This is a genomic window from Nocardioides sp. LHD-245 (genome assembly GCF_030929495.1).
Lineage (GTDB): Bacteria > Actinomycetota > Actinomycetes > Propionibacteriales > Nocardioidaceae > Nocardioides.
Genome location: NZ_JAVFWN010000030.1, coordinates 1 through 9,856, shown reverse-complemented (window position 1 = coordinate 9,856; position 9,856 = coordinate 1). Strand labels below are relative to the sequence as shown.

14 protein-coding genes are annotated in these 9,856 nt (G+C 71.5%); 6 read left to right on the top strand and 8 right to left on the bottom strand.

The window, feature by feature from the left end; translation table 11 throughout:
• Positions 1-119: 119 nt before the first annotated feature.
• Genes RB608_RS28080 through RB608_RS28065 form a run of 4 tightly spaced genes read right to left on the bottom strand, consistent with a single transcriptional unit; the run spans position 120 to position 3,335 of the window.
• Entirely contained in the window at positions 120-941 is an 822-nt protein-coding gene (locus RB608_RS28080; RefSeq protein WP_308091405.1) for a sulfite exporter TauE/SafE family protein, read from the bottom strand.
• Positions 938-2,038, bottom strand: coding sequence for an SPFH domain-containing protein (locus RB608_RS28075; protein WP_308091404.1), 1,101 nt, complete (start codon positions 2,036-2,038; stop codon positions 938-940). Before RB608_RS28075 ends, RB608_RS28080 begins: the two co-directional genes overlap by 4 nt.
• Positions 2,035-2,508: an NfeD family protein gene (locus RB608_RS28070; RefSeq protein WP_308091403.1), complete on the bottom strand. Its 474-nt coding sequence runs from the start codon at positions 2,506-2,508 to the stop codon at positions 2,035-2,037. Before RB608_RS28070 ends, RB608_RS28075 begins: the two co-directional genes overlap by 4 nt.
• Before the next feature lie 29 nt (positions 2,509-2,537).
• Complete coding sequence (locus RB608_RS28065; protein ID WP_308091402.1) at positions 2,538-3,335, bottom strand: ABC transporter ATP-binding protein; 798 nt, start codon at positions 3,333-3,335, stop codon at positions 2,538-2,540.
• A 40-nt stretch (positions 3,336-3,375) separates the two neighbouring features.
• On the opposite strand from RB608_RS28065, the gene RB608_RS28060 reads away from it, so the two are divergent.
• Positions 3,376-4,113, top strand: coding sequence for a hypothetical protein (locus RB608_RS28060; RefSeq protein WP_308091401.1), 738 nt, complete (start codon positions 3,376-3,378; stop codon positions 4,111-4,113).
• A gap of 12 nt (positions 4,114-4,125) precedes the next feature.
• The gene (gene serB / locus RB608_RS28055; protein WP_308091400.1) at positions 4,126-5,355 is read left to right on the top strand and encodes a phosphoserine phosphatase SerB; all 1,230 of its coding nucleotides are present in this window, start codon (positions 4,126-4,128) and stop codon (positions 5,353-5,355) included.
• Between the two features lie 34 nt (positions 5,356-5,389).
• Here the strand turns inward: serB and RB608_RS28050 are convergent, their stop codons facing one another.
• Complete coding sequence (locus RB608_RS28050; protein ID WP_308091399.1) at positions 5,390-5,899, bottom strand: histidine phosphatase family protein; 510 nt, start codon at positions 5,897-5,899, stop codon at positions 5,390-5,392.
• Positions 5,900-5,916: 17 nt separating this feature from the next.
• Between RB608_RS28050 and RB608_RS28045 the strand changes: the two genes are divergently transcribed.
• A complete protein-coding gene (locus RB608_RS28045; RefSeq protein WP_308091398.1) occupies positions 5,917-6,591 on the top strand; it encodes a TIGR02206 family membrane protein in 675 nt (224 codons plus the stop codon).
• A 4-nt stretch (positions 6,592-6,595) separates the two neighbouring features.
• Here the strand turns inward: RB608_RS28045 and fabI are convergent, their stop codons facing one another.
• The 3 genes from fabI to RB608_RS28030 form a co-directional block, all read right to left on the bottom strand.
• Positions 6,596-7,378 carry an enoyl-ACP reductase FabI gene (gene fabI / locus RB608_RS28040; protein WP_308091397.1) on the bottom strand — a complete coding sequence of 261 codons (783 nt, stop codon included), beginning with the start codon at positions 7,376-7,378 and terminating at the stop codon, positions 6,596-6,598.
• Between the two features lie 2 nt (positions 7,379-7,380).
• Positions 7,381-8,091: a beta-ketoacyl-ACP reductase gene (locus RB608_RS28035; protein ID WP_308091396.1), complete on the bottom strand. Its 711-nt coding sequence runs from the start codon at positions 8,089-8,091 to the stop codon at positions 7,381-7,383.
• 241 nt (positions 8,092-8,332) lie between these two features.
• Complete coding sequence (locus RB608_RS28030) at positions 8,333-8,548, bottom strand: dodecin (protein WP_308091395.1); 216 nt, start codon at positions 8,546-8,548, stop codon at positions 8,333-8,335.
• Between the two features lie 42 nt (positions 8,549-8,590).
• Here RB608_RS28030 and RB608_RS28025 point away from each other — a divergent pair, with 42 nt between their 5' ends.
• The 3 genes from RB608_RS28025 (at position 8,591) to RB608_RS28015 (ending at position 9,782) form a co-directional block, all read left to right on the top strand.
• Positions 8,591-8,911: a DUF3099 domain-containing protein gene (locus tag RB608_RS28025; protein WP_308091394.1), complete on the top strand. Its 321-nt coding sequence runs from the start codon at positions 8,591-8,593 to the stop codon at positions 8,909-8,911.
• Positions 8,901-9,089, top strand: a complete 189-nt coding sequence (locus RB608_RS28020) for an acetone carboxylase (RefSeq protein WP_308091393.1) — start codon at positions 8,901-8,903, stop codon at positions 9,087-9,089. Before RB608_RS28025 ends, RB608_RS28020 begins: the two co-directional genes overlap by 11 nt.
• A gap of 165 nt (positions 9,090-9,254) precedes the next feature.
• Positions 9,255-9,782: a type IV toxin-antitoxin system AbiEi family antitoxin domain-containing protein gene (locus RB608_RS28015; RefSeq protein WP_308091392.1), complete on the top strand. Its 528-nt coding sequence runs from the start codon at positions 9,255-9,257 to the stop codon at positions 9,780-9,782.
• The last annotated feature ends 74 nt before the right edge of the window (positions 9,783-9,856 follow it).

The following is a 9,856-nucleotide window of genomic DNA, read 5'->3' as shown; positions in this document are numbered from 1 at the left end:
GTGACCTCCCCAGAGCCATTCTCGACGCCACTCCCCGAACCAACCGGGATGACCATGCAACCCTGGAACCTCAGCTGCGTAGTGGCTCCACGCCGCCGATGTCCCTTACATGAGCCCGCTCAGACGACCAGGGTGACCACGGCGACCAGGCCGACGGTCACGATCACCGCCCGGAGGGCGAGCGGCGGGAGCTTGCGACCCACTGCGGCGCCGAGCAGGCCGCCGCACACCGCGCCCACGGCGATGAGCAGGACGAGCAGCCAGTCGACCCGTGCCTCGGCCCCGAACAGCCCGAGCTCGGCGACGAGCACGAAGACGAGCCCGGCGATCGCGTTGACCACGGCGACGAGCACGTTCTTGACGCCGTTGAGCCGCTGCAGCGCGTCGGTGACCCCGATGCCGAGCACGCCCATCAGCAGCACGCCCTGGGCGGCACCGAAGTAGCCGCCGTACACGCCGGTGCCGAGCACCGCGATCGGCACCCACCACGAGCGCTCCATCGCGGTCGGCCCACGGTCGGTCCCGTCGGCCGGCACGGGCTCACCGCGGCGGTCGGCCCGCGCCGCGACCGCGCGGGAGAGCCACGGCTGAAGCACGACCAGCGCGATCCCGAGCAGGATCAGCACGGGTACGACGGCCTCGAACGCCCCCGGCGGCAGCACGAGCAACAGCACGGCTCCGACCACGCCACCCACCGACGAGAAGGCCAGCAGGCGCAAGAGCCGGTCCCGCTGGCCCACCAGCTCGCGCCGGTACCCGAACGCGCCGGCGATGGATCCGGGCACCAGACCCAGGCTGTTGGACATGTTCGCGGTGACGGGCGGAACGCCGATCGCGAGCAGGGTCGGGAAGGTGATGAGGGTGCCGGAGCCGACGACCGCGTTGATCATGCCCGCGCCGACGCCCGCCAGGAGCACCGCCATGATCTCGAGGAGGGTCACTCCGCGGGATACTCCCCTGCCGGCGGCTCCGCGTCCGGTGCAGCCGGGGCATCCGAGGCCTGTCCCGGGCGGGCCGCGCTCTCGGCCTCGGCGATCGCTTCCTGGACGGCCTCGCTCGTCCCGGTGAGCGGCATGGCCGGCTCGGTCGGCCCCATGTCGACCCGCTTGGCGGGGCCGGGGGTCGCCTTCGGGATGCCCGCGACCTCGTGGATCGAGGAGCCGAGACCCTCGAGGGCCTTGGTGATCTCCGAGGGGATCACCCACACCTTGTTGGCGTCGCCCTCGGCGATCTTCGGCATCATCTGGAGGTACTGATAGGCGAGCAGCGACTGGTCCGGCCGGCCGTCGTGGATCGCCTGGAAGACCGTCTGGATGGCCTGCCCCTCACCCTGGGCCCGCAGGATCTGCGCCTCGCGGTCGGCCTGGGCGCGCAGGATCTGCGACTCCCGCTCGCCCTCCGCGTTGAGGATGGCGGACTGCTTGTTGCCCTCCGCGGTGAGGATGGCGGACTGGCGCTGACCTTCGGCGGTGAGGATGAAGGCGCGCTTGTCGCGCTCGGCGCGCATCTGCTTCTCCATCGCGTCCTTGATCGACGGCGGCGGGTCGATGCCCTTGATCTCGACCCGCTTGACCTTGATGCCCCAGCGTCCGGTGGTCTCGTCGAGCACGGCCGAGAGCCCGCTGTTGATCGACTCGCGGCTGGTCAGGGTCTGCTCGAGGTCCATGCCACCGACCACGTTGCGCAGCGTGGTCATGGTGAGCTGCTCGATGGCCTGGATGTAGTTGGAGATCTCGTAGGTCGCCGCGATCGGGTCGGTGACCTGGAAGTAGATGACCGTGTCGATGTCGACGGTCAGGTTGTCCTCGGTGATCGCGGCCTGCGGCGGGAAGCTCACGACCTGCTCGCGCAGGTCGATGGTGTAGCGCACCTTGTCGATGAACGGCACCACGAAGTTGAGGCCCGCCGGGAGGGTCTCCTTGTACTTGCCGAACCGCTCGACGATGCCGGTGTAGGCCTGCGGCACGATCCGGATCGCCTTCGCGACCACGGTGATGACCAGCAGGAGCAGGAGGGCGAGCAGGATCAGGACGGTCATCGAGGCTCCTCGAGTTCGGGGGCGGACGCGGGACGGACGTGTGCCGTGGCGCCGACGATGGAGACGATCTCGACCGTCTCGCCGACGGCGATGGCGGAGCCCGGCGGCTCCGCGACGGCGAGCCACGACTCGCCGCCGATCTTCACCCGGCCCGGGCGGTGCTCCGCGACGGGCTCGGTCACGATGCCCCGGCTGCCCACCATGCTCGCCGGCCCGAGCACCAGGTCCGGGCCGCCGTGGAGGCGCCGGATGAGCGGCGGGCGGACGGCGGCGAGTAACAGGACGGAGACAGCGGAGGCCGCGAGCACCTGGAGGACGATGTTGTCGGTGACGAACGCCGTCAGGACGCCGGCGACCGCGCCGCCGGCCAGCATGAGCAGGAAGAGGTCGAGGCTCAGCAGCTCGGCCAGGGCGAGCACGAACGCGACGCCCAGCCAGGCCTCCCACAGGTGGTCCCGGAGCCAGTCCATGACCGAACTGTAGTTGAGAAGGCTTCCCGCTAGCCGCGGTGGTGCTGCTTGCGGCGAGCGGCGTAGCGCCCGTCGTGGTGCTCGAGGACGAGCGGCATCCCGAACGTCGCCGACAGCGCCTCGGCGGTCAGTGTCTCCTCGAGCTGGCCCTGGGCGACGACCTTGCCTCCGCGCAGCATCATCACGTGGGTGAAGCCGGGCGGGATCTCCTCGACGTGGTGCGAGACCAGCACGGTCGCCGGCGACAGCGGATCGTGGGCGAGCACGGACAGGGTGGAGACCAGATCCTCGCGGCCGCCCAGGTCGAGCCCGGCAGCGGGCTCGTCGAGCAGCAGCAGTTCGGGATCGGTCATCAGTGCGCGCGCGATCTGGACCCGCTTGCGCTCGCCCTCGCTGAGGGTGCCGTACGTGCGGTCGGCGAGCGGCGCGACGCCCACCTCGCGCAACAGCGCATCGGCGCGGTCGTGATCGACGGCGTCGTACTCCTCACGCCACCGGCCGAGCACGGCGTAGGACGCGGTCAGCACCAGGTCACGCACGGTCTCGTCGCGCGGGATCTGCTCGGCGACCGCGGCGCTGGACACACCGATCCGGGGTCGCAGCTCGAAGATGTCGACCGTGCCGAGCAGCTCGCCGAGCAGACCGACGGCACCGGAGGTGGGATGCAGCTGGGCACCGGCGATCTGCATCAGCGTCGTCTTGCCGGCTCCGTTGGCCCCGAGCAGGATCCACCGCTCGCCCTCACGGACCACCCAGCTGACGCGGTCGAGCAAGAGGGACTGCCCTCGTCGTACGGTCACCTCGGCGAGCTCGAGCACGGCGGACATGGTGGCCACCCTATCCAGGCGAGGCCAGTAAGGTCGGCGGGTGAGCGTCCTTCCCGTTTCCGCCCGCCTGGCCTGGTGGGGGACGGCCTGGCTGCGCGGGACACTGGGCCCCGACGAGGTCCTCGACGCCGTCCACGGCGACGACGTCACCCATGTCGTCGCCGCGCCCGACGGGCCGTCGTCGCTGCTGCTCGAGCTCGCCGCCGCACGCGGCCACGGCGGCGACGGCGTCGCCGCCGCCTTCCCCGCGCCCGGCGATCCGGCCGGTCTGCGCGGCCCTCGGGCGCTGACGACCGCGGCGATCGAGGCCGGCGAGGTGGTCCTGCTGCCGGGCGCCGCACTGGTCCCCCGGCAGGTCGGCCGCGCGGTCGAATGGCGGGTGCTTCCCGCCGAGCGCAGGCCGCCGCCGGACCTCGGCGAGGCGGACCGACAGCTCCGCGCCGCCCTGCTGGCCACGGCCAACGCCCTCGCGGACCTCGATGTGGCGCGCTGGCAGCCCCGGGTCGCCGACGAGCTGCACGATCTGCGCGCCGGCGTACCCCTCGTCGCTCCCCCGGGCACCCCCGCTCGGTGCGTCGACCTCGCCGGGCGGGCGCTCCATCTCGAAGCGGTCGTCGAGCTCGCTCTGCGCGACGACGGCGGAGCCCTGTCCGCGAGCGATGCCGCGGCCCGGCGGGCGGTGCTGGAGCCGCTGGAGCGTGCCGCGCGTCACGCTCTCACCGCGGCCTGCTCGCCCGACGGCTGGCCGCCGCCCTCCGACGACGCCGGGCAGCGATAGCCTGCACCCGCCATGACCTTGACCTCTCACGATGCAGCGGACGACACGCTCCTGATCACCGTCACCGGCGCCGACCGGCCCGGCGTCACCTCGGCGGTCCTGGAGAGTCTCGCCGGATCCGGGGTCAGCGTCGTCGACCTCGAGCAGATCCTGATGCGGGGGCGTCTGGTGCTCGGCGTCCTGGTGACGGCGCCGCGCGACCGCAAGCGGCTGCGACGGCAGCTCACGTCGAGCATGGAGGCGCTCGGCATGACCGTCGACATCGAGAAGGGGTCGGGCGACAACCGGTCCCGGCACCGCGACCGCGCCCACGTCACCGTGATCGGCGCGCCGCTGAAGGCGTCGGCGATGGCGGCCATCGCGGGCCGGATCGCCGACTGCGGCGGCAACATCGACCGGATCGAGCGGATGGCGCGCTACCCGGTGACCGCCATCGAGCTCGACGTGTCGGGCGCCCGACCGGACCGCCTGCGCCAGCTCCTCGCCGGCGACGCGGCCGTCCACGGCATCGACGTCGCCGTCCAGCCCGCCGACCTCCTGCGCCACGGGGTCCGGCTGATCGTGATGGACGTCGACTCGACGCTGATCCAGGGCGAGGTCATCGAGATGCTCGCCGCGCACGCCGGCTTCGGGCGCGAGGTCGGCGACATCACCGAGCGGGCGATGCGCGGCGAGCTCGACTTCGAGCAGTCGCTGCGCGCCCGGGTGAAGCTGCTCGCCGGCCTCGACGCCTCCGTCCTCGACCAGGTGTACGACGCGATCGTGGTCAACCCGGGCGCCCGCACGATGGTGCGCACCCTGCGCCGCCTCGGCTACCGGTTCGCGATCGTCTCCGGTGGCTTCAGCCAGATCACCGACCGGCTGGCCGTCGATCTCGGCATCCACCGGTCCCGGGCCAACACCCTGGAGATCGTCGACGGACGGCTCACCGGTGAGGTGGTCGGCGCGGTCGTCGACCGGGCCGGGAAGGCACAGGCGCTGCGGGAGTTCGCCGCCGACCTCGGCGTACCGGAGGACGCGACCATCGCCATCGGCGACGGCGCCAACGACCTCGACATGCTCGCCGCCGCGGGCCTCGGCATCGCCTACAACGCCCGGGCGGTTGTGCGCGAGGCCGCCGACACGGCGCTGAACGTGCCCTACCTCGACGCGATCATGTATCTGCTGGGCATCACCCGCGAGGAGATCGAGGCGGCCGACGCCGCGGTCGGGATCGTGACGCCGGCGCCGCCGCTCGGCTGACTGTGCAGGAATCGCCGGTCGACCGGCGATTCCGTCAGGCCCGGCCCACCTCGAAGGCGACCAGCCGCCCCGCCATGGCCGCGACGTCTTCCCACGGGCCGGCGATCTCGAACACCGCCGCGGCGCTCGTCGGGAAGGCGCCGAGCTCGATCGCGCCCGATGCCTCGCCCTCGCCGTCGTCGAGCAGCTGCACGAGCATCGCCATGGTGGGGTTGTGGCCGACCACGACCACGGTCCCCGCCTCGGCCGGCGTGGTGTGGACGAGCTCGAGGACGCCGTCCTCGTCGGTGCCGTAGAGGCTCCCGTCGACGGTCGGCGCGAGATCCCAGCCGGCACCCGCGGAGACGACGTCCCAGGTCTCGCGGGTCCGGGCGGCGTACGAGACGTAGGCGGCGTCCGGGACGATGCCCTGGGCGGCGAACCACTGCCCGAGGGCGCGCCCGTCGGCCCGACCCCGGTCGCTCAGCACCCGCTCGACGTCGGTGGGGGCGTGCTGCTCGGCCTTGGCGTGTCGGACGACGACGAGCAGCCGTTGCTTCTCCACCCGTGCATGGTAGTGCTGTGACGCAGTACGGGCTCACCCACGTGATCCCGCTCGCGGTGTTCGCCGTCGGGCTGGTGGTCGTCGTGCTGCTCGGGCGCCGGCACGCGTCGTACGACGGCCCGACCCGGTTCAGCCGCGCGTGGGCCGTGCTCATCCCGCTGGCGACCGTGCCGTTCCAGCTGGTCGACCTCGCGTTCAACTTCGACCTCGGCGTCACCCTGCCGCTGCACCTGTGCGACCTGGCCTGGATCGCCGCGACCTGGGCGCTGTGGACGCACCGGCCGCTGCCGGTGACGCTGACCTTCTTCTGGGGACTGACCCTGACCGTCCAGGGTGTGGTCACACCCTCGCTCAACGAGGACCTGCCGCACCCGCGCTACTTCGCGTTCTGGGCGCTGCACCTGCTGATCGTGCTCGCGGCCGTCTACCTCGTGGTCGGGCTGCGCCTGGTGCCGCGCTGGCGCGACTACCGCTCGGCGGTCGCCGTGACGCTGGTGTGGGCGGCCGGGGCCTACGCCTTCAACCTGGCCGCCGACACCAACTACGGCTACCTGATGCGCAAGCCGGGGCGGTCGCTCCTCGACCTGCTCGGGCCGTGGCCCTGGTATGTGGTCGAGGAGATAGCGATCGTCCTGACGGTGTGGGCGTTGATGACGCTCGGCGCCCGGCGGTGGCTGCGGCGTACCGGGTGAGCCGTCAGGCGCCCATCGCGTGGAAACCGCCGTCGACGTGGACGATCTCGCCCGTGGTCGCCGGGAACAGGTCCGAGAGCAGGGCGCAGACCGCCTTGGCGGTGGGCTCCTGGTCGGTGTTGTCCCAACCGAGGGGCGACTTGGTGGACCACATCGACTCGAGGTCCCCGAAGCCGGGGATCGCCTTGGCGGCCAGCGTGCGCAGTGGGCCGGCGGAGACCAGGTTGACCCGGATCCCGTCGCCGCCCAGGTCGCGGGCGAGGTAGCGGGCGCAGGACTCGAGGCCGGCCTTCGCGACGCCCATCCAGTCGTAGACGGGCCAGGCGACACTGGCGTCGAAGGTGAGACCGACCACCGAGCCGCCGCTCGTCATCAGCGGGCGGCAGGCGACGGCGAGGGACTTCAGCGAGTACGCCGAGACCTGCACCGCCTGGGCGACGTCCTCCCAGGGACCGTCGAGGAACTTGCCGCCCAGCAGCGTCTCCGGGTTGCCGTAGGCGATCGAGTGCACGACGCCGTCGAGCGTCGCGTCCGGGCCGAGGGCCTCGCGGACCGCGTCGGGGAGCGCCGCGAGGTGGTCGGCGTCGGTGACGTCGAGCTCGATCACCGCGGGCAGCTCGGGGAGCCGCTTGACGATGCGCCGGGTGATCCGCAGCGCCTGGCCGAAGTTGGAGACGAGGACCGTGGCGCCCTGCTCCTGGGCGAACTTCGCGACCGCGAAGCCGATCGAGGTGTCGAGGGTGACGCCCGCGACCAGGATGTTCTTGCCGTCGAGGATTCCGCTCATGATCAGTGCCCCATTCCGAGTCCGCCGTCGACGGGGATCACCGCGCCGGTCACATAGCCCGCCTCCGGGCTGGCCAGCCACAGGACCGCGCCGGCGATCTCGGCCGGGTCGGCGTACCGGCCCAGCGGGACCTGGCTGCGGATCCCCTCCTTCTGCTCGTCGGACAGCACCGCGGTCATGTCGGTGTCGACGTACCCGGGCGCCACCACGTTGGCCGTGATCGAGCGCGGCCCGAGCTCGCGCGCCAGCGAGCGCGCCATGCCGACCAGGCCCGCCTTCGACGCGGCGTAGTTGACCTGGCCCGGCGAGCCGAGCAGACCCACCACGCTGGAGATGAAGATGATCCGGCCCTTCCGCTGCCGCAGCATGCCCTTGGCGGCACGCTTGGCCAGGCGGAAGGAGGCCGTGAGGTTCGTGTCGATGACCGAGGACCAGTCGTCCTCGGACATGCGCAGGAGCAGGGTGTCCTTGGTGATGCCGGCGTTGGCGACGAGCACCTCGACCGGACCGTGCGCCTCCTCGGCCGCGGCGAACGCCGCCTCGACGGCCACCGGGTCGGTGATGTCGGCCTTGAGCTCGAGCGCACCCTCGGGCGCGCCCCCGCTCCGGGTCGTGACGGCGACCTTGTCGCCCGCGGCGATGAAGGCCTCGGCGATCGCGCGGCCGATGCCGCGGTTGCCTCCGGTGACGAGGACGGAGCGTGGTGGGTTCACGCTTCGTGACGCTAGTGGTGCAGGTGCGTCGGCCTCACGGGCGGCAGGCACCAAGATCGCGCTCCTGTGTTGTAGGACCCCGACAAACGGGTCGGAATCGGGCGGGTTGGCATTGTTGCGGTTTGGTCCCAAACCGCAACAGTTCCGGTGCTTCAGCTGCGGTTTGGGACCAAACCGCACGCTCAGAGCTCCAGGCCCGTGGGCAGACCCACCAAATCGGGGCCCGCGAAACGAGCTCGACTTACTCGTCGTCCTCGAGGCGGAAGCCGACCTTCATGGTGACCTGGAAGTGCTCGACGGCGCCGTCCTTGATCTGGCCGCGCACCTGGGTCACCTCGAACCAATCGAGATGGCGAAGGGTCTGGCCCGCGCGCTCGACGCCGTTGCGGACGGCCTGGTCGATGCCCTCCGGGGAGGTGCCGACGATCTCACTGACGCGGTAGGTGCGATTCGACATACCAGCAGCCTACTCAGGGACGCACCGGCGTAGGCTGAGGGCATGGACGCCATCCGCATCACCACGGCCGGCTCCAGCCCCCAGGACGACCTGGCGCGACGGCAGAAGAAGTACGTCATCGCGATGACGATCCGCACCCTGTGCTTCATCGGCGCGGCCATCAGCGGCGCGGCCGGCATCCACTGGCTGTGGCCGATCCTGATCGCGGGCGCGATCATCCTGCCGTACGTCGCCGTGGTGATGGCCAACGCCGGCGACAGCCGCGCCACGTCGCTCCCCCTCACCGGCGGTGGCGACGCCCAGCGCCAGCTCGGGCAGGGCGGGCACGAGCCTCAGGGCGAGCAGGGCGGGCATGGAGCCTGACGTCTGCTCGGCCAAGGGCTGTCGTGAGCCGGCCGAGTGGCAGCTGCTGTGGAACAACCCGAAGATCCACACCCCCGACCGCCGCAAGACCTGGCTGGCCTGCGCGGGCCATCGGGAGTCGCTCGAGACCTTCCTCGGCGCGCGCGGCTTCTTGAAGGAGACCGTCCCGCACCGTTGAGTCGTCGGTTCTGACCCCTTGACTCGTCAGTCATGACCCTGTGACTCGTCACTCCCGTCCTCGGGAGGTCCTTCGCTCCTCCACAGGTACGACGCCATCACCTCCTGTCCACGGGCCCCAGCTCCTCGCCGCCGCCGAACGGCCGATCCGCTCCATCGTCGTGGGATGGAAATCGACGACTTCCCGACCGGTCCGTTCCACGTGCGCGACGCCGACTCCCACGGCCTGACCCGCTCACGCATCCGGCACGCCGTGGCGGCCGGGCTGCTGATCCGGATCGGCAGCGGCACCTACCGTCGTACCGACGAGCCTGACTCGATCGCTCTGCGTGTGCTGGCCGTCCGCTGCTCGGTTGCGGCGGACCAGATCGTCGTCGACCGGACTGCCGCCTGGGTCCACGGCGTGGATCTGTACCCGGCCGGCGGAAACGACGTCAGGCCGCCGATCGAAACCTGCTCGTTACGCGGTCGCCGCGCGACCCGCCGTGGTGAGCTCGACGGACGCGAACGCGATCTCCGGCCCGGCGACATCGTCGAGCTCGACGGGCTTCGCGTGACCTCGCCTCTCCGCACCTCCCTCGATCTAGGCTGCCACCTACGACGCCGCGAGGCCTTCGCCGCGATGTGTCTCCTCGCTCGACTCCACGGAGGTCAAGTCCCGCGTAGTGGTGTAGCGCTGCGTGCTCCTCGATGAGGTGTCAGGCGGTCAGCGCGGGCAGGTCATCAGCTCCGATCTCGGGTTCGGTGGTGGGCACGATGTTGACGCGG